Annotated in this window: 13 protein-coding genes, 1 tRNA gene and 1 riboswitch; of the genes, 8 read left to right on the top strand and 6 right to left on the bottom strand. The window is 73.6% G+C overall.

Annotation, left to right across the window (positions count from 1 at the left end):
• Positions 1 to 6 precede the first annotated feature (6 nt).
• Together AB0D49_RS33625 and AB0D49_RS33620 are read left to right on the top strand one after the other, a co-directional pair.
• Positions 7 to 1,584 carry an SPFH domain-containing protein gene (locus tag AB0D49_RS33625; RefSeq protein WP_362765123.1) on the top strand — a complete coding sequence of 526 codons (1,578 nt, stop codon included), beginning with the start codon at positions 7 to 9 and terminating at the stop codon, positions 1,582 to 1,584.
• A 487-nt stretch (positions 1,585 to 2,071) separates the two neighbouring features.
• On the top strand, positions 2,072 to 3,133 hold the full coding sequence (locus tag AB0D49_RS33620) for a helix-turn-helix domain-containing protein (protein WP_362765120.1): 1,062 nt from the start codon (positions 2,072 to 2,074) through the stop codon (positions 3,131 to 3,133).
• Positions 3,134 to 3,152: 19 nt separating this feature from the next.
• Here AB0D49_RS33620 and ribA read toward each other — a convergent pair whose 3' ends face one another.
• Together ribA and AB0D49_RS33610 are read right to left on the bottom strand one after the other, a co-directional pair.
• On the bottom strand, positions 3,153 to 3,827 hold the full coding sequence (gene ribA, locus AB0D49_RS33615) for a GTP cyclohydrolase II (RefSeq protein WP_362765117.1): 675 nt from the start codon (positions 3,825 to 3,827) through the stop codon (positions 3,153 to 3,155).
• Positions 3,828 to 4,016: 189 nt separating this feature from the next.
• The gene (locus AB0D49_RS33610; RefSeq protein WP_362765114.1) at positions 4,017 to 4,535 is read right to left on the bottom strand and encodes a MarR family transcriptional regulator; all 519 of its coding nucleotides are present in this window, start codon (positions 4,533 to 4,535) and stop codon (positions 4,017 to 4,019) included.
• Positions 4,536 to 4,651: 116 nt separating this feature from the next.
• Between AB0D49_RS33610 and AB0D49_RS33605 the strand changes: the two genes are divergently transcribed.
• The 5 genes from AB0D49_RS33605 to AB0D49_RS33585 all read left to right on the top strand — a co-directional run bounded on the left by AB0D49_RS33605 (position 4,652) and on the right by AB0D49_RS33585 (position 10,289).
• Positions 4,652 to 5,782 (top strand): dihydrofolate reductase family protein, encoded by a 1,131-nt coding sequence (locus AB0D49_RS33605; RefSeq protein ID WP_362765112.1) that lies wholly within the window; start codon positions 4,652 to 4,654, stop codon positions 5,780 to 5,782.
• A gap of 66 nt (positions 5,783 to 5,848) precedes the next feature.
• Positions 5,849 to 7,147, top strand: coding sequence for an alginate lyase family protein (locus tag AB0D49_RS33600; protein ID WP_362765110.1), 1,299 nt, complete (start codon positions 5,849 to 5,851; stop codon positions 7,145 to 7,147).
• A 226-nt stretch (positions 7,148 to 7,373) separates the two neighbouring features.
• A tRNA-Met gene (locus AB0D49_RS33595) sits at positions 7,374 to 7,447 on the top strand.
• A gap of 234 nt (positions 7,448 to 7,681) precedes the next feature.
• Complete coding sequence (locus tag AB0D49_RS33590; protein WP_362765390.1) at positions 7,682 to 8,830, top strand: PP2C family protein-serine/threonine phosphatase; 1,149 nt, start codon at positions 7,682 to 7,684, stop codon at positions 8,828 to 8,830.
• A 246-nt stretch (positions 8,831 to 9,076) separates the two neighbouring features.
• Positions 9,077 to 9,234: riboswitch (cyclic di-AMP (ydaO/yuaA leader) on the top strand.
• 11 nt (positions 9,235 to 9,245) lie between these two features.
• Positions 9,246 to 10,289: a M23 family metallopeptidase gene (locus AB0D49_RS33585; protein WP_362765107.1), complete on the top strand. Its 1,044-nt coding sequence runs from the start codon at positions 9,246 to 9,248 to the stop codon at positions 10,287 to 10,289.
• A gap of 215 nt (positions 10,290 to 10,504) precedes the next feature.
• Here AB0D49_RS33585 and AB0D49_RS33580 read toward each other — a convergent pair whose 3' ends face one another.
• The 4 genes from AB0D49_RS33580 to AB0D49_RS33565 form a co-directional block, all read right to left on the bottom strand.
• A complete protein-coding gene (locus AB0D49_RS33580) occupies positions 10,505 to 11,881 on the bottom strand; it encodes a PrsW family intramembrane metalloprotease (protein ID WP_362765104.1) in 1,377 nt (458 codons plus the stop codon).
• Between the two features lie 195 nt (positions 11,882 to 12,076).
• Positions 12,077 to 12,952 (bottom strand): tRNA (guanosine(46)-N7)-methyltransferase TrmB, encoded by an 876-nt coding sequence (gene trmB, locus AB0D49_RS33575; protein ID WP_362765101.1) that lies wholly within the window; start codon positions 12,950 to 12,952, stop codon positions 12,077 to 12,079.
• Positions 12,953 to 13,158: 206 nt separating this feature from the next.
• On the bottom strand, positions 13,159 to 14,382 hold the full coding sequence (lhgO, locus tag AB0D49_RS33570) for an L-2-hydroxyglutarate oxidase (protein WP_362765098.1): 1,224 nt from the start codon (positions 14,380 to 14,382) through the stop codon (positions 13,159 to 13,161).
• A 251-nt stretch (positions 14,383 to 14,633) separates the two neighbouring features.
• The gene (locus tag AB0D49_RS33565) at positions 14,634 to 16,061 is read right to left on the bottom strand and encodes an MFS transporter (RefSeq protein ID WP_362765095.1); all 1,428 of its coding nucleotides are present in this window, start codon (positions 16,059 to 16,061) and stop codon (positions 14,634 to 14,636) included.
• 694 nt (positions 16,062 to 16,755) lie between these two features.
• On the opposite strand from AB0D49_RS33565, the gene AB0D49_RS33560 reads away from it, so the two are divergent.
• A complete protein-coding gene (locus AB0D49_RS33560) occupies positions 16,756 to 18,867 on the top strand; it encodes an asparagine synthase-related protein (protein WP_362765093.1) in 2,112 nt (703 codons plus the stop codon).
• Positions 18,868 to 19,236: the final 369 nt, after the last annotated feature.

Below are 19,236 nucleotides of genomic sequence, written 5' to 3'. Positions count from 1 at the left end.
GCTGCCATGAGTCCAGTCCTTGTCGCCGTAGCCGGAGTCGTCGTACTCCTTGTGCTGCTGGCGCTGGTCGTCGTCAGTCGCTACAAGGTCGCCGGTCCCAGTGAGGCGTTCATCGTCACCGGGCGGCGCGGCAAGAAGTCGACCGATCCCGAGACCGGCCGGGTCTTCACCGACAACAGCGGGCAGAAGGTCGTGGTCGGCGGCGGGGTGTTCGTCGTGCCGTTCGTGCAGCAGAAGTTCACCCTGGACCTGTCCTCCCGGCACATCCCGGTGGCCGTGCGCGGTGCGGTGACCCTGCGCGGGGTCAAGGCCAACCTGGACGGGGTCGCGATCGTCAAGGTCGGCGGCACCGAGGACTCGATCCGGGCGGCGGCCCAGCGGTTCCTGATGCAGCAGGACGGGATCGTCGGCTTCACCCAGGAGGTGCTGTCCGGCGCGCTGCGGGCGATCGTCGGACGGATGTCGGTCGAGGACGTGATCCGGGACCGGGCCGCGTTCGCCGGGCAGGTCGCCGAGGAGGCCGAGGCGAGCCTGTCGGGGCAGGGGCTGGTGCTGGACGCGTTCCAGATCCAGGACATCACCACCGAGGGGTCGTATCTGGAGGACCTGGGCCGGCCCGAGGCGGCCCGCGCCAAGCAGGAGGCCGACATCGCGGAGGCGGTGGCCCGGCGGGCGGCCGAGCAGGCGCGGCTGAAGGCCGAGGAGGAGATCGCGGTCGCCCAGCGGACCTTCTATCTGAAGCAGGCCGAGATCAAGGCGCAGACCGACGAGGCCGCCGCGCGGGCGGCAGCCGCCGGACCGCTCGCCGAGGCGGCCCGGCAGCAGGAGATCCTCGCCGAGCAGGAGAAGGTCGCCGAGCACCAGGCCGCGCTGACCGACCGCCAGCTCGACACCCAGGTCCGCAAGCCCGCCGACGCCCAGCGGTACGCCGCCGAGCAGGAGGCCGAGGCCAAGCGGGTCGCCCGGGTCAAGCAGGCCGAGGCGGAGCGGCTCGCCGGGATCGCCGCCGCCCAGGCGGAGGCCGAGCGGTCCCGGCTGACCGGTGAGGGCGAGAAGCAGCGGCGCAGCGCGCTCGCCGAGGCCGAGGCCATCGAGGGTCTCAAGCAGGGTGAGGCGGAGCGGGCCCGCCGTGCGGCCATCGCGGAGGCGGTACGGCTGGAGGGCGAGGCCGAGGCCGCGGCGATCGCCGCCACGGGCGCGGCCGAGGCGGAGGCCATGCGGAAGAAGGCCGACGCGTTCGGGCAGTACGGCGACGCGGCGGTGCTCCAGATGCTGGTCGAGGTGTTGCCGCAGGTCGTCGCGAAGGCGGCCGAGCCGCTCAGCGCGGTGGACAAGATGACCGTCATCTCCACGGACGGGGCGAGCCGGCTCTCGCGGACGGTCACCGACAATGTCGCCCAGGGCATGGAGCTGCTCGGCGCCACCACGGGGGTCGACCTCGCGGAACTCCTCAAGGGCCTGACCGGGCGGTCCACCGGCGGCGACGCCGGTACGGGGTCCGGCTCCGGCTCTGGCTCTGGTGACCCGGGTACCGGCACCAACGGTACCCATGGCACCAACGGCAAGATCGAGATCGCGGGCTGAGCCTCTCCCTCGGCCCCCCTTCCGGAATCCGGCAGAATTGATGCGTCACTGGCCCCATGTCCCTCAACCGAGGCGGGCGCCGGTGGCGCATCAGCCGTTCGCCGCGTCTGGGTCGTCTGGGTCGTCTGGAGCGTCTGGGTCGTCTGGAGCGTCTGGAGCGTCTGGAGCGTCTGGCGGGTCTGGACCGTCTGGACCTTCCGGCGCGTCCCGGCCGTCTGACGGGTCTGGCGGGTCTGGCGGGTCTGGCGGGTTTGGACCTTCCGGACCTTCCGGCGCGTCCGGGCCGTCCGGCGCGTCCGGACCATCGGGACGAGCTGGCGCGTCCGGACCGTCGGGACGAGCTGGCGCGTCCGGGCCGTCGGGACGAGCTGGCGTGTCCGGACCGTCAGTCCCGTCCGGACCGTCAGACCCCTTCGCGCCGTTCGGACCATTCGGACCATTCGGCCCGTTCGGACCGTCCGGGTCGCCGGGGGAGGGAGACGAGACCATGCCGGAGCCCGGGGAGGACGACGACTACCTGTCCGGTTACGCCGAGATGCTCCGCGACGCCGGGGCCACCGGCCGTCGCCTGACCCGCGCCGAACTGGAGTCCCGGCGGGCCCAGGGCGAGCGTGCCGCCGAGGCCGGGCTCGGACTGCGGGTCCTGGTCCGCGGCCATCTCGCGGCGACCCGGGCCCTCTGGCCCACCTTGCCGGTGTCCGGCAGCGAACAGGTGCTCGCCGCCGTCGAGCAGGCCATGGACGCCTTCGCCGAGGGCCATGAGCGGTCCCAGAAGCTGGCCGTGCGCCGGGAGGAGGCGGCCCGCCGGGAGTTCATCGACGATCTGCTGTACGGCCGTAGCGGTGTGGGCCGGATCGTGGAGCGGGCGGAGCGGTTCGGACTGCTGCTCTCCCACGCCCACGCGGTCGCCGTGGCCCAGCCCGCGACCCCGGTCGACGACACCCACCCGGCCACCCGGCAGGTCGAGCGGGTGCTGTTCACCCGGTTCGGCGAGCGGCGGATACTGCTCGCCACCAAGGACGGACGGCTGATCTGCATCGTCCCCGGGGACCAGGGCGAGATCCTCACCTTCTTCGCCAAGCAGGCGCACGCCGCCACCGGGGGCGGACAGGTCGCCGTCGGCCGGGCCCATCCCGGCACCGGTGGAGTGGCCCACTCCTACGAGGAGGCCCTCAACGCCCTGGACCTGGCGGACCGGCTCCAACTGGACGAACCCGTACTGCGCGCCGCCGACCTGCTGGTCTACCCGGTGCTCACCCGCGACCGGCAGGCCATGGCCGACCTGGTGCGCAACACCCTCGGCCCGCTGCGGGAGGCCCGCGGGGGCGCCCAGCCGCTGGTCGCCACCCTCACCGCGTACTTCGACGCCGGGTGTGTGGCCGCCGAGGCCGCCCGGCGGCTCAGCCTGAGCGTCCGCGCGCTGACCTACCGCCTCGACCGCATCCACCAGTTGACCGGCACCAACCCCGCCGACCCCGTGCACCGCTACACCCTCCAGACGGCGGTGATCGGCGCACGGCTGCTGGGCTGGCCGGAGACAGAGGTCTGAACCGCGCCCGAGACCCGGCTCACCCCGCCGTCCGGTCGACCAACTGCGCCAGCGGCAGGGTGTGCCGGGTCTGGAGCGCCTTGGCCCGCAGATAACGGACGTTGTGGGCGGTGGTGAAGACCCCCGTCGGAACCCGCTCGCGGACGGTGACCCCGAGCCCGCGCAACTGCTCCGCCTTGTCGGGGTTGTGGGAGAGCAGATCCAGCTCCCCGATGCCGAGCGCGCCGAGCATCTGCGCCGCCGCCGTGTAGTCCCGGGCGTCCTCGGGGAGGTCGAGCGCCGCGTTGGCCTCGTAGGTGTCCAGGCCCTGGTCCTGGAGGGCGTACGCGTCGAGCTTGTTGTAGAGGCCGATGCCGCGGCCCTCCTGGCGGAGGTAGAGCAGGACGCCGCCGCGCTCGGCGATGCGCTCGACGGCCTCGCGCAACTGCGGGCCGCAGTCGCAGCGGGCGGAGCCGAAGACATCGCCGGTGAGGCACTCGGAGTGCAGCCGGACCAGGGGGACCGCGCCGGGCGCCGGGTCGCCGAGCAGCACGGCGAGGTGTTCCCGCCCGTCCGCCAGCCCGTGGAAGGTGACCAGCTCGGCGTCGACGCCGTACCCGTCGTCGAAGCGGAGGGGGACACGGACGCGGGTACGGATGGTGGCGGGGGCGGGGGTGATGGCGGGGGCGTGAGCCGGGTCAGGGCTGAGGGGCATCGAGGTCTCCGGACGCGTCGCTGTTCTGGCTGCTTCGGCTGGCTGACTGCTCACTGGAACGCTTGCTTAAGATTTGAAGCAGATGATCGGACGAACGCGACCATACGCCACGCTTGAAATTTGAAGCAACCCGTTTGAGGGGCAATTCATGAGAAGTGACCCCATGAGGCGCCCCGTTCACCGCGGGTCTCACGAGTACGGCGAGGAGCGCCGCAGCCACGGCACGCCCCCACCGCCCCCCGGCTCCGCCCCTTCCGTCCCCTCCAGCGCCCGTGCCACGCCCGTGAAGATCTCCTCCAGCTGTCCCACCTGCTCCGCGGACAGATGGTCGAACAGCGCCGCCCGGACCGTCTCGACATGGCCCGGCGCGACCCGCTCCAGCAGCGCCATCCCCTCGTCCGTCAGGGCGGCGATGCTCCCCCGCTTGTCGCTGGGACATCCCTCGCGCCGGACCAGCCCGTCCTTCTCCAGCCGCCCGACGGCGTACGTCAGCCGGCTGCGGGTGATCTTCAGCAGCCCGGCGAGATCGGTCATCCGCAGCCGTCGCTCCTCGGCCTCGGAGAGGTGGGCGAGGATGGAGTAGTAGAGATGCGGCATCCCGGCCTCCAGCTGGAGCTGCCGGTCGAGCGCGTCCTCCAGGAGCAGCACGGTCCCGATGTACGCGCGCCACGCGCGCTGCTCCTCGGGGGTGAGCCAGCGAGTCGTCATACGACCAGTGTAGATTTGCTTAAAATTTGAAGCCAACTCCGCCGATCAGCGCGCTTACCCACCCACCCGCACACAGCCCCTCCTCACTCCTCCCGGAACCGGAAGCCGAGCCGTCCATGCCGCACCCGCACGTCCTGCTCTCCGCCGCCGTCTCCCTCGACGGCCGCCTGGACGACACCGGCCCCGACCGCCTGCTGCTCTCCAGCCCGGCCGACTTCGACCGGGTGGACGAGGTACGGGCCGCCTCCGACGCCATCCTGATCGGCGCCGGAACCCTGCGCGCCGACAACCCCCGGCTGCTGGTCAACTCGGCCGAGCGGCGCGCGGCCCGGGTCGCCGCGGGCCGCCCGCCCTACCCCCTGAAGGTCGCCGTCAGCCGCACCGGCGACCTCGACCCCGCCGCCCGCTTCTGGCACACCGGCGGCGAGAAGCTGCTCTACACCACCGACCGGGGCGCCGACCGCGCCCGCGCCAAGGGCATCGCCGCCGAGGTCGTCCCCCTCGGCCCCGACCTCGCCTGGCGGACCCTGCTCACCCATCTCCACGACGAGCGCGGGGTACGGCGGCTGATGGTCGAGGGCGGCGGCACGGTCCACACCCAACTGCTCACCGAGGGCCTCGCCGACGAACTCCACCTCGTCCTCGCCCCGCTCCTCGTCGGCGACCCGGCCGCGCCCCCGCTCTTCGGCCCCGGCGCCTACCCGCCCGGCCGCCTCCGCCTCCTGGAGACCCGCCGGATCGAGGACGTCGTCCTGATGCGCTACGCGCCCACCGCCCCCGGCACCGGCGGGCCGGCCGTCGCCGCCGACCACCACTGGCTCCGGCTGGCCTGCGCGCTCGCCGCCGACTGCCCGCCCTCGCGTACCGCGTTCAGCGTCGGCGCGGTGGTCGTCGCCGCGGACGGCACCGAACTGGCCCGGGGGTACTCCCGCGAGGGCGGCGACCCGGTGGTGCACGCCGAGGAGGCCGCGCTCGCCAAGACCGACCCCGCCGACCCCCGGCTGCCCGGCGCCACCGTCTACTCCAGCCTTGAGCCCTGCGCCCACCGCGCCTCCCGGCCTCGCCCCTGCGCCCGGCTGATCCTGGACGCGGGCGTCCGCCGGGTGGTCACCGCCTGGCGCGAGCCGGACACCTTCGTGCCGTCCGCCGACGGCACCGGCCTGCTGACCGCCGAGGGCGCCACCGTCGTCGTACTCCCGGAGTACGAGCGGCAGGCCAAGGCGCCCAATCTCCACCTCCTGACCTAGGACGGGTCCGCTCCGCCGATCGGCCCAACAACTTCTGCGCCCCGGGCCGCCCCCCGGCACGCTGCCATGACCGGTGCGCGGACCGGGCGGGCGGACTACGCGGAGGTGGTGGCCATGCGGGGAGCGGGCGGACGTGCCGGGCGGAACGCGCGGCGGCCGGCGGCGCTGGCGCTGGCCGCGCTGGTGCTCGTCCCGGCCGCCGGGTGCGGCACCCTCGACTCCGGTTCCCGGGCCAGGACGCATGTGCTCGCCGCCGACCAGCCGTTCACCCACCCCGGCGTCCTCGTCGGCAAGGCCCAGCTGGACGCCGTACGGAAGAACGTCACCGCGGGGAAGCAGCCGTGGCTGACGGCGTATCTGGACATGCGGGACAGTGAGTACGGGTCGTACAAGTACCGGGCGCGGCCGGTCGCGGACGTCTCCTGTCCGGGCGGGGACGTCGGGGACGTCCCGGGCGCGGGGTGTGTCGAGGAGCGTGAGGACGCCATCGCCGCCTACACCCAGGCGCTGCTGTTCACCGTCACCGGCAAGCGGCGGCACGCCGCCAAGGCCGCCGAGATCATGGACGCCTGGTCGGCCCGGCTGACCCGGCACTCCCGGGCCGGTGCCGGGCTCCAGGCCGGATGGACGGGCGGCACCTGGGCGCGGGCCGCCGAGATCGTCCGGCACACGGAGGGCGCGGGCTGGCCGAAGGACCGCGTCCGCCGTTTCGCGACCATGCTCCGCACCGCGCACCTGCCCCATGTCACCGGGACGGCCCCCGACCGCCGCGGCGACCGGGACCTCACCGCCATCGACGCCGCCCTGTCGATCGCCGTCTTCCTGGACGACCGCAAGACCTTCGACGCCTCCCTCGCCCGCTTCCGCGAGCGGGTCCCGTCGGTGTTCTACCTGGAGAAGGACGGCCCCCTGCCCCGCACCCAGGCGGGCTCGGCCGCGAAGACCCCGGAGCAGGTACGGGCGTCCTGGTTCCGGCAGCGCACCTTCAAGGACGGCCTCACCCAGGAGACCTGCCGGGGCTTCGCCCACGTCGGGCACGCCGTCGCCGCCACCGCCCATGCCGCCGAGACCGCCTGGCAGCAGGGCGTCGACCTGTACGAGGACGCCGCCGACCGGCTCCGCGCGGCGCTCGCCCTGCACGCGCCCTACCAGGAGGGCCGTCCCGCGCCCGGCTGGCTGTGCGGCGGCCGGATCGAACGGGACCTCGGCCCCGCCCTCGAAGTCGCCCTCAACCATCTGGAGAACCGGCTCGACACCCCCGTCCCGGCCGCGCACCGGCTGGCCGTCACGACCCGCCCGGCGGGCACGGACGGGTTCTTCGTGGCCTGGGAGACCCTCACCCACGCGGGGAACCCGGGCACGTAGGCGCCTCCTGTGTGCCGCCTACGGGAACGGGTGCGTAGGGGGCGCCTCCGGCAACGCGTACATAGGGGCGCGTCTGGATGGCGGTGCAGACGGGGCACGTCTGGAAGGCGGTGCGGAAGGGTCGCCTCGGGAAGGAAGGGGCGCCTCGGGAAGACGGTGCGGAAGGGGCGCGTTTCAATCGGTGTGCTGACCGGTCCGACCATGGCGTACACTGGTGACACACCGACGCGGGGTGGAGCAGCTCGGTAGCTCGCTGGGCTCATAACCCAGAGGTCGCAGGTTCAAATCCTGTCCCCGCTACTCAAGGCTCAGGGCCGGAATCCGGATCACGGATTCCGGCCCTGAGTGTTTTCCGCGCCCCGCCCCCCCGCAGCCCTGGCGCTCCCCCCTCGTCCATTCATCCGGTCGGCCCGCCCGGCTCGCCCGTCCGCCGTGCTGCGGCAACGCTGGACTGACGGAGACGAAGGCGGGAGACGCGAGGTGCTGCCTGGTGAGGCGGAGGGCGAGGGGCCGTACACCGGGCCGCGCGGCACGATGCCCCGGGGCAGTTCGCCACAGGGCGGCCCCGAGCGGGGCGGCTTCTCGTACATCAGACCGGTCGTGCGTGTGCTGCCCGCCCTGCTGATCGTCGGCGGCGCGGTGTACGAGACCGTGATGCCCGCCCACTTCACCGCCGTGCCGTTCTTCACCGCGGCGCCCCTGGTCGCGGCGCCGCTGTTCGGGCTGCGCTACACCGTGATCACCGGTGTCGTGGCCCTGGTCGTCATGTTCATCGTCCATATCGGGGTGGACAAGCCCCTCGCCGCCGAGACCATCACCGAGGCCGTCACGGTGGCCACGGTCTCCGTGCTCGCCGTGCTGATCAATGTCCTGGTCCGGCGCAGTGACGCCCGGCTCGCCTCCGCGCGGGAGATCGCCGAGGCGGCACAGCGCGCGGTGCTGCCGGAACCGGACGACCGGATCGGCGGCTTCGACATCGCCGCCCGCTACGAGGCCGCCCAGGCGGGCGCGTTCATCGGCGGCGACCTGTACGCGGTGCAGGACACCCCGCACGGGGTCCGGCTCGTCGTCGGGGACGTACGGGGCAAGGGCATGAGCGCGGTGGCCGCCGTCGCGGTGGTGATCGGGGCGTTCCGGGAGGCGGCCGAGCAGGAGGCCACCCTGGAGGCGGTCGCCGCACGGCTGGAGCGGGCGCTCGCGCGGGAGGGCACCCGGCGCGACGGGCTGGACGCCTACGAGGGGTTCACCACCGCCGTGCTCGCCGAGATCCCGCACGGCCGGGCCGTGGTGCGGATGGTCAACCGGGGGCACCCGGGGCCGCTGCTGCTGTACGCCGACGGCACCCTGCGCGAGCTGGACGCGCCCGAGCCCGCCCTGCCGCTGGGCATGGGCGACCTGGGGGCGTGGCCGGACCGGGCGCAGGAGGCGGAGTTCCCGGGCGGGGCCACGCTGCTGCTGTTCACCGACGGGCTGTCCGAGGCGCGGGACGGGAGCGGGGTGTTCTTCGAGCCCGAGGACCGGCTGGCGGGGCGGCTGTTCGGGGGCCCGGCGGACCTGGTGGCGGCCCTGTCCGAAGAGGTACGGCACCACACCGGGGGCGGGATGACGGACGACATGGCGCTGCTCGCCGTACGGCGGCCCGGCCCGGCACCCGGGCGCCCGGCCTACGGTCACGGTGAGTGAATGGACGACCGCCCTCCGCATAACAACTGAGTCACCATCACATGAGGGCGGTTGTGGAGTGCCCCACGAGACCGGTGTGAGACAGGCCCAAGGCGGGGGTGACTCGCCCGAATTTCCGCCCTCGTGGCCCGTACGTCCAGCGTAAGAGCGTGAATGATCTCCAGGAAGCGCTTGGAAATCACCCTTGGGTTCTATTACTGTCCGATAACGCAGCGCGGTCGTCCCAGCCGTCACAAGAGGCGGCTCCGTGCGCAAGCGCCGAATCCCGTGAGGGAACCGGGGAACCACCACCTTGGGGTGAATCGGGCGTACATCGCCATGGAGACATGGCTGATTTACGCGCGTAGGAGACCTTCCTGCTCCGAACCCGTCAGCTAACCCGGTAGGCGAGAGGGAAGGAAAGGAGTACGCCTACGTGGCGTCCAACCGGCCTGCTCCAGGGGCCCCGTTCATACCCGCCCAGCGCAGCGACGACACCGTCGTCTACGGCGGCCCCCGCACCGACGAGGGCCCGTGGGAGGAATGGAACCCCAGCGCGGAGACCGTCCGCCCGGTCCGCGGCCGGCACCGCGTCGCCAAGCAGCGCGGCGGACTCGCCCGCGGCGGCCTGGCCCGCAGCTCCACGGTCCTCGGCGTCGGTGTCATAGCCGCCGTCGGCGCGGGCGGCATGGCCACCGCGCAGACCGGCAAGCCGCCGGTGGCGATCTCCCTGCCCGACCTCCCCACCTTCACGGACGACGCGGACGCGGAAGAGCCCGCCGCCGAGCCCGAGACCGCCCCGCTCAGCGGGATCGGCGTCACCCCGGCCGACACCGGCCAGGGCACCACCGACGCCGGTGAGGCGCTGCGCGCCCGCATCATGGCCCAGGCCGAGAGCCAGCAGGACCAGGTCGACACCAAGGCTGCCCAGGCGGTGCTCGCCGCCGCCGAGAAGAAGGCCACCGCGGCTGCCGAGAAGGCGGAGCGGGAGGCGCGTGAGAAGGCCGCCGCCGAGAAGAAGAAGGCGGAGGAGGAAGCCGCGCGCAAGGCCGAGGAGGAGCGCCTCGCCAAGCTGGCCAAGCAGTTCGCGCTGCCGACCTCGTCGTACACCCTCACCTCGACCTTCGGCCAGGCCGGTTCGCTCTGGTCGTCCGGCTACCACACCGGCACCGACTTCGCCGCGCCCACGGGCACGCTCATCAAGGCCGTCCACTCCGGCACCATCACCTCGGCGGGCTGGGACGGTTCGTACGGCTACAAGACCGTGCTGACCCTCGACGACGGCACCGAGGTCTGGTACGCCCACCAGTCCTCGATCAGTGTCAGCGTCGGCCAGAAGGTCACCACCGGCGAGGTCATCGGCCGTGTCGGCGCCACCGGCAATGTCACCGGCGCCCACCTCCACCTGGAGGTGCACACCAGCTCCGGCGGCGGCATCGACCCGCTGGCCTGGCTCCGCGACAAGGGCCTGAACCCCTGACGGTCCGAATGCCTGACGGTCTGGATCCCTGAGGTCTACGGCCGTGACGGTCTGAATGCCCTGATGGATCCGACCCGCTCGACGTCCGCGTCCCGCGTGCTGCGTTCCGCACTCCCCGTTCCGCGCCCCCGTTCCCGGATTCGCGGAACGGCCGTGATCCCGGCGGTCCTGACGACGACCCCCCGACGTCAGGGCCGCCGCCCGCGTATGTCCCGTCAGGTGCGGTACGGGTTGTAGGGCGCCGGATGCTGCGGAGGCAGGGGCTGGGCGGTGGAGCCGTACGGCTGCCGTCTCGGGTCGGTCGCCGGGAACGGCGGGGGCGTCAGCCGGGCGGCGTGGGCGAGCGCGGGGCCCGCGATGTTCCTGCGGTGCCACAGCGCGGTGAGCAGTTCCCGCTCGCGCGGGACGAAGTCCGCTCGGGCCCGGCCCCGGTCGCCCCGGCGGCGCAGCACCGCGAGCGAGGTGGCGTACGCCTGGTACTCCGCGACCGTACGGGCGGCCCGGCGGCCGAGTCGGCGTCCGGCGTACTCCCGGGCCAGTCGGCGGGCCCGCATCGAGCCGAGCGCGTAGGGCTCGGCGGGGGAGAGCCAGCCGGCGGCCACATACGCGGGCAGTTCCTCGCGCACCACGCGCAGTTCCCGCTGCCGGGTCCAGATCACCAGCCAGGTCAGCAGGGCGAACACGGGCACCATGAAGGCGGCGTAGACGGCGAGGAAGCCGTAGTCGCCGAGGGACGGGGAGCCGTTCCAGAAGGCGTGTACGGCGATGGCCAGCAGCAGCCCGGCCGGTGGCGACAGCAGCCGCAGCAGCCGCTGGCGTTCCCCGGCGACGGCGGCGATCCCGAACCCGATGCCCGTGAACACGGTGAACAGCGGATGCGCGAACGGTGACATGACGACCCGGACGAAGAAGGTGGCGACGGTGACCGGGGCGATGCCGGTGTCCCCGTCGGCCTGGTCGGTGCCGAAGGCGTTGCCCAGGTAGAGGATGTTCTCGGTGAAGGCGAAGCCGGTGGCGGTGACCCCGGCGACCACCACACCGTCGACGATCCCGGTGAAGTCCCGTCTGCGGAACAGGAAGACCAGCAGGATCGCGGCGGCCTTGGCGCTCTCCTCCACGACCGGCGCTATCACGGTGGCGCCCAGGGTGTCCGCGCCGCCCGGGTCGGCGGTGGCGGTGGCTATCCAGCGGATGGCGAAGCTGTTGGTGACGATCGCGATCAGCGCCGCCGCGCAGGCTCCCCAGGAGAACGCGAACACCAGCTGCGGCCGGGGCGCCGGTTCGACCCGGTCCAGCCAGCGGAAGGTGGCTATCAGCAGGGGCACCGGCAGTACGGCGAGGCCCAGCCCGACGAAGAAGCCCGCGGTGCCGGTCTGCCGGCGCACCAGGGCGAGGATGACCAGCCCGGACAGCGCGAGCAGGGCGATCAGTCCGGCGTACCGGGTCCGCCGCCAGCCGGTGGGGTGGGCCGGCGCGTACCGGTGGGCCGGCGCGTACCGGTGGGCGGTCCCGCGCCGCCACCACCGCCCGCGCGGTGGCGCCTCGGCGGGCGGGCCGCCGGGGTGGATCGGACATGGGGGGTTGGTGGCCACGACTTCGACCCTAACGAGACGGTGCGCGGGCCGCGATGGTGCCTGGCGCGGGGGCGGTCGGGGGAGGCCGTGAGCCGGTGGCGCGATGTTGTGGGTGTGGGTCGGTGGCGCGGTGTTGTGGCCGCGGGTCGGTGACGTGGTGTTGTGGCTGCGGTTCGTGGCACGGTGATGTGGCCGCCGGTCGGTGGCGCGGTGTTATGGCCGCGGGTCGGCCGGAGGATCGAGGTGTTCTTCCCGCGGGCCGGGGTGGTCCTGGTGAGGTACGCGGCGGAACAGCACATCGTTCACCGCGTGGCCCTTGTCCAGGCCCTGGCCCTCGAAACGGGTCAGCGGGCGGAAGGCGGGGCGCGGGGCGAAACCGCCGTCGGCCCGGGTGTTGGCGAAATCGGGGTGCGCGGTGAGGACGTCGAGCATCTGCTCGGCGTACGGCTCCCAGTCGGTGGCGCAGTGCAGCAGCGCGCCCGGTCGCAGCCGGGTGGCGGCGAGGCTGAGGAACTCGGGCTGGATCAGCCGCCGCTTGTGGTGCCGCTTCTTGGGCCAGGGGTCGGGGAAGTAGACGCGCAGCCCGTCGAGGGAGTCGGGGGCGAGCATCTCGCGGAGCAGGATGATGGCGTCGCCGTTGGCGACCCGGACGTTGGTCAGTCCGGCCTGGTCGGCGAGATTGAGCAGATTGCCCTGGCCCGGGGTGTGCACATCCACGGCGAGGATGTCGGTGTCCGGGTCGGCGGCGGCCATCTGCGCGGTCGCCTCGCCCATCCCGAAGCCGATCTCCAGCACCACGGGTCGCCGGTTGCCGAACAGCTCGGCGAGGTCGATCACCCGCTGTCCGTCGATGTCCAGTCCCCACTGCGGCCACAGCCGCTGGAGGGCGTCCGCCTGACCGGCGGTGACCCGGCTGCGGCGCGGCTGGAAGCTGCGGATGCGCCGCTCGAAGTGCGACCCGGCGGGATCGGCCTGCGGCCCGTCCGGGAACCGGGGCTCACCCTTGGCCCGGGTATGCCGCACGGAGACACCGGGGCCGTGCGGGGTGGGTCGCCGGGGGGTTTCGGGGATACGGGGAGAGTCAGACACAGTGGGACGATTTTACGCGCGCGGGGAGGACGGGAGGTCCGGGGCGGTGGCCCTTGGCGGGGATCTCCGGCCGTGATCTCCGGCTCTGGTCACGATCCTGGTCCTGATCCTGGTTCTGGTCCCGTGCGGGACGGCGGCGGTGATCTCTGGCTCCGGCCCTCGCCCTGGCCCTCGTCCCGGTCCCGGTCCTGTCCCGGACGGGAAGGTCAGCGGGCGTCCCCCAGCGCGGACAGCGCGCGTCTGGCCACCTCCCGGCCGATGGGCAGTGCCGCGGTGGCGGCCGGGGAGGGCGCGTTGAGGACGTGGACGGCCCGGGGGGCCTCCTTGATCAGGAAGTCGTCCACCAGGGAGCCGTCCCGCAGCACGGCCTGGGCCCGGACCCCGGCCGCCGCCGGGACCAGGTCGTCCTCCCGGACGACGGGGAGCAGTCTGCGTACGGCCGTGGTGAAGGCGCGCTTGGACACCGAGCGGCGCAGCTCCCCGGCGCCGTACCGCCAGTGCCGCCTGGCCAGCCGCCAGGAGCCGGGCCAGCCGAGCGTGGCGGCGACCTCACGGGGACGTACGACACCCCAGCCGTAGCCCTCGCGGGCGAGGGCGGGGACGGCGTTGGGCCCGATGTGGACACCGCCGTCGATCCCCCGGGTGAGATGGACGCCGAGGAACGGGAACGCCGGGTCGGGGACCGGATACACGAGTCCACGGACCAGGTCGGGCCGCGCCAGCTCGTAGTACTCGCCCCGGAAGGGCACGATCCGCATCTCCGGGTCGTCGCCGGTCAGCCGGGCGATCTTGTCGCAGTACAGCCCCGCGCAGTTCACCAGGGTCTTTGCGCGGACGACCTCGCCCGCGCGGGTGAGGACGGCCACGCCCCGCTCGGGGCGCCGGTCGACGCGGACGACCTCCTGTCCGTAGCGGATCTCGGCGCCGGACGCCTCGCCGAGGCGGCGGGCGACACCGGTGAAGTCACAGATCCCGGTCGTGCCGACATGGATGGCGGCGAGGCCGCGGACCTGCGGCTCGTACTCGGGGATCTGGGCGGCGCCCAGCTCGCGGACGGGTATCCCGTTCTCCCGGCCGCGCTGGACCAGGGCGTGCAGTCGGGGCAGCTCGGCGCGCTCGGTGGCGACGATCAGCTTGCCGGTCACGGCGTGGGCGATGCCGTACTCGGCGCAGAACTTCACCATCTCCGTGGCCCCGCGGACGGCGTACCGCGCCTTGAGGGAGCCCGGCCGGTAGTAGATGCCGCTGTGGATGACCCCGCTGTTGCGCCCCGTCTGGTGGCGGGCGGGGCCGGGCTCCTTCTCCAGCACGGTCACCCGGGTGCCGGGCGCGGCCCGGGTGATCGCGAACGCGGTGGACAGCCCGACGATGCCGCCCCCGACGACGACCACGTCACACTCGTACCCACCAGCACCACGCACCCGCACCACCTCCCACCTAGATAGTGCACTGCGCCACTGACAGTCCCTTCAAACCAGGGGATCGGCGGCGCGGCCACTCTCCGACGCCGGGGCCGCCAGCCCACCTGAAGGGGCGCGCCAGCCCTCTGACGCCGAGAACGGCAGCCCACCTGAAAGGGGCGCTGGGGGTACCCCCTCTGGGGGAGGAACTGCGCGAACAACCCCCGCGGCGGGAAAGCCCGAGAACCCACCGAGACAAGGCAGACGAATCCGCAAAAAACCTACGCCGGCGCCATCATCAACAGTGGTCGAGCCCGCTCCCGCAACTCCACCACCCGCGGCTCATCCCCATACGGCTCCAGCCGATGCAAAAGATCCTTCACATACTCCGTCGTCCGCGCGGACGAGATCCGCCCCGCGACCTCCACCGCCCGCACCCCCTGCTCGCACGCCGCGTCGAGGTTCCCGGACTCCAGCTCGGCGACCGCCGACACCACGAGCCGTAAACCATGCGACCGCACGAACTCCTCCGTCGGCTTCGACAGCGCCTGCTCCGTGAACCTCCGCACCTGCCGGGGCGCCTTCAGATCCCGGTAGCACTCCGCCGCGTCGGCGGCGAACCGGTCGTAGGAGTAGAAGCCGAGCCAGGAGGGGTCGTGGTCGCCCTCCCGGGACCGCTCCAGCCAGCCCTCCGCCGCCTTCAGCGCCGCCCCGGCCGCCTGCGCGTCGTTCGCCCGCGCGTGGGCGCGGGCCTCGACCAGCCGGAAGAAGCTCATCGTGCGCGCGGTGGCCAGGCCCCGGTTGCGCTCCAGCGCGGCCTGGGCGAGGTCGACGCCCTCGTCGCCGAAGCCGCGGTAGGTGGCCTGGAGCGACATGGAGGCCAGCACATACCCGCCGAGCGGGACGTCGGCCGCCGCGCGGGCGAGCCGCAGCGCCTGGATGTAGTAGCGCTGGGCGGCCTCCTGCTGGCCGGTGTCGAAGGCCATCCAGCCCGCGAGCCGGGTGAGTTCGGCGGTGGCGCCGAACAGGGCGCGGCCGACCTCGTCGGAGTAGGAGCCCAGCAGCAGGGGCGCCGCCTCCACGCGCAGGCACTCCGGCACCATGGACGAACGCCAGTCGCCGCCTCCGTACTTGGAGTCCCAGCGCCTGGCGTCCTCCGCCGCCTCACGGAGCTTCTGCACATCGCTGTGGCCGACTTTGAGCGGTGCGCCGGAGCCCTCCGAGAGGTGTGCGTCGCGCGCGACCGAACTGTCGGCCGGGGTTATCAGCCACCGGGAGGCGGGCGTTGCGTATGCGCTCACTGCGAAGGACCCGGCGAGGGACTGCCAGATGCCGCCGGAGCCGGCCCGGCGCCCGGCGAGGTCGAGGCGGTACAGCTCGGTGGCCGAGCGCACCGCCTGTCCGACATCGCGCGGGAAGGCGAGGCCGACCTCGGGCGCGGGGTCGGCGTCGGCGAGCCCGATCTCGTGCAGCGGCACCGGCCTGCCGAGTTTCTGGCCGATGGCGGCGGCGATCAGATGGGGGGCCGCACCCTGCGGCACCATGCCCTTGGAGACCCAGCGGGCCACCGAGGTCTTGTCGTAGCGGAGCGTCAGTCCGCGTTGGGCGCCAAGGTCGTTGACGCGTCGCGCGAGACCCGCGTTGGAGATGCCCGCGAGGGCGAGAACGGCGCCGAGTTTGTCGTTCGGCCCGCGTTGCTCCCTGGACATTGCGCCACCCCTCGACACAGACGGCTGCCGCTCTGGCATAGGCACGCGGCATTCGTAAACCCAGCGTAGTTCGCCGCATCCCAAGCGTTAAGGGGCATTGTTCCGGATGGCGGGATTGTGGCCCGTACGGAAGTACGGGGCGGGCACGGTGCGTCGCGGCGTGCTCCCGGTGTGTGGCCGTGCGCCCGCCCGTGCGCTCTTCTCCGGCCATCGGGGGAGCGATTCCATGACTCCTGCGTGGGTCGGCCCGCTGTACTGGACCAGTGGGCTGGGGGACACCGCCGCCTTCATCCCCGCGGGCGGCGGGACGGTCCGGGGGGCGGACTGCCGCCTCCCGGACTGCGCGCCGCCGGGCGGTGCGCAGAGCATGTACGGAGCGTGGTCACAGCCGCTCCCCTGTTTTTCACACTTCCGCGATTTGGCTGAAAATAGCTCCTATGAAGCCGCCCCGATCCCCCCTCCCACCATACGAATTGACGGCGCGTTGGGTGCTTTGGGGGCGTGTTGTGGGGGCGCATTCGAGTCGAAGTGACCAGCTCCCGCGCGCGTGTTCGGTCGGATAACGCCCTCCGCGCGGGGAGGGATTCCCCGGCCCGCGAGCGGCTCCGCCGCTCCGCCACTTCACGTTCTTCGTGGCAGCATGGGGAACCGGTTCGTACGGTGCACTGGTTGTCCACAGCCTGTGGAGGCTTCGATGCGGTGGTTGGTGGGATGGAGCAGCGCCGCCGCGCCGCCCGGAGGAGGCGTCACCGCAGGTACCGCGGGCGCCGCCGGGCCCGACGGCGAGACCCTGCACCCGGTGGGCTCCCAGCCCCTCTGGGGCGACCCCGACCCCCTGTGGGCGGTCGGCGACTGGCGCCCCGACGAGGTCCGTGTGGTCGCCGCCGACGCCCAGACCCGGGTCGCGGTCCTCGGCACCTGCGCGGCCTCCGACGAGGAACTGCGCGTCGCCCTGTTCGCCGCCCGCGGGGGCGCCCTGCGCCATCTCACGGCCTGGCCGGGCAGCTACACGGCCGTCGTCCAGGTCGGCCGCCGGGTCACCGTCTGCGGCGATCTCGCGGGCGCCCGCCCGGTCTTCCACACCCCGTGGGCGAGCGGTACCGCCTACGCCACCGCCGCGCTGCCGCTCGCCGACCTCGTCGAGGCCAACCTCGACTTCGGCCATCTCGCCGCGCTGCTCGCCGCGCCCGACGTCCCGGCCGCGCTGCACGACTCCACGCCCTACGACGGCGTCCGGCGCGTTCCGCCGGGACACGCGCTCATCCTGCGCGCCGGGGCGCGCGAGATCGCCGGATACGAGCCGGTGGCCTCCCTCGCCGTGGCCGCGCCGCCCGCCGACCCGGACAGCGCGGTGGACGCCGTACGGGACGCCCTGGTGGACGCCGTACGCGCCCGGCTGTCCGCGCCCCGGCATGTTCCCGGCGCGGACATCGACCCCGGGCCGGTGCCCGGCATGGGGCCCGCCGAACGGCGTGCCGCGCGGGGGATGCCGGTTCCCGGGATCGGCGCCGACCTGTCCGGCGGCCCCGCGTCCGCCACCCTCGCCCTCCTGGCGGCCGGTCTGCCCGGCAACCCGGGCACGGTCCTGGGCCACGGCACGGGCGCGGGCGAGCGGCTGCTCGCGGTCACCTTCAACGACCTGGCCGTCCCCGGGCGCGCCGCCGAGGTGCAGCGGGCCGGGGAACTGGCCGCCAACCCGCGCCTGCACCACGTGGTCGTCACCGGCGGCGAGGACACCCTCCCTTACGCCGACCTGGACGGTCCGCTGACCGATGAGCCGGGCGCGTCCCTGGTGACCGCCGCGCGGCACCGCGCCCGCCTCCTCGCGGGCAGCGCCGACCACTTCACCGGATACGGCGCCCGTCAGGTCCTGGACGCCCATCCGGCCCGCCTCGCCGACCTCCTCATGGACCGTAAACGCCGCCACATGGTCCGCCCCGTGGCGGCCCTCGCCAAGGCGGAGGGCTCGGTCCTGGTCCCGCCCCGCGTGTACGGCGCCGCCCGCCGCCTCTCCCGGACGCCCTACCGCACCGGCGTCGACGGCCTCGCCGACCGCCTCATGGACCGCCGCTTCGACGAGCCCGGCGGTGCGGTGGGCGCCTCCCTCGCCGCGCTCACCTGGGCCAGACCGGGTCCGGCGGCCCGTTGGCTGACCGGGGAGGCACTGGCTGAAGTATCGGTTCGCCTGCACAGCGAGCCGGGCCGCTCCGGCGTCATGGGACCCGGCCAGCGCCCCGGCGACTTCCGCGCGAGAGCCGCCCTCGCGCGGCACGCCGCCGACATCCGCGTCCTGGAGCAGGCCGCCGAGATCCGCTTCCAGCGCCTGCACACCCCGTTCCTCGACAACCAGGTCGTGCGCGCGTGCCGGGCCCTGCCCGAGGCGCTGCGCGTCCAGCCCGGCGCCCGCGCCGCGATCCTGCGCACGGTCCTCAAGGGCGCCGGTGTCGCCGACCTCCCGCCCGGCTGGGGCGCCCCCTCCAGCGCCCCCGCCGCGGACGCGGCCCGCACCGGCCTGCGGGTCTCCGTCGCCCACCTCATCGACCTCTTCGAGACGCCGCTCCTCGCCGAGGCGGGCCTGGTCGAGGCCCGTGTCGTCCGCAAGGCCCTGCGCGCGAGCGCCGAGGGCGAACCCCTCCCCGTCGACGGCCTGGCCCACCTCGTCTCCCTGGAACTCTGGCTGCGCCGCCTCCTCTCCCGCCGAGGCACCTGCTGGACCGGCACCCCGGCCCGCTCCCGCGCGGTCCCCTCAGGCATCACCCCCCAGAGAGGCGCACTGGGCGCGGGCGCGCCAGCCAGAAGGGCCTGACCCCCAGCCCCTCGACGCCCCGGACTCCGGCTTCTAGAGAATCGACCTGGCCGCGGCCCACCTAGGGCACGGACCCCGGGCACACCGCCGGCGGGCCTGTGGCCCAACTGCCCTAGGGGCGCGGGGAACTGCGCGACCAGCCACGACGGACGCACGCAGGACGACGAGCACCTGCCGCCTGGGCCGCGGACCGACCGCACATTGTCAACGCAGCTGCTGGCAGCCGACATAGGGGCGCGGGGAACTGCGCGACCAGCCACGACGGACGCGCGAAGGACGACGAGCACCTGCCGCCTGGGCCGCGGACCGACCGCACATTGTCAACGCAGCTGCTGGCAGCCGACATAGGGGCGCGGGGAACTGCGCGAC

Source organism: Streptomyces sp. NPDC048290, from assembly GCF_040652095.1.
Lineage (GTDB): Bacteria > Actinomycetota > Actinomycetes > Streptomycetales > Streptomycetaceae > Streptomyces.
The sequence above is the reverse complement of the archived record's forward strand: the minus strand, read 5'-3'. Positions and strand labels throughout refer to the sequence as shown.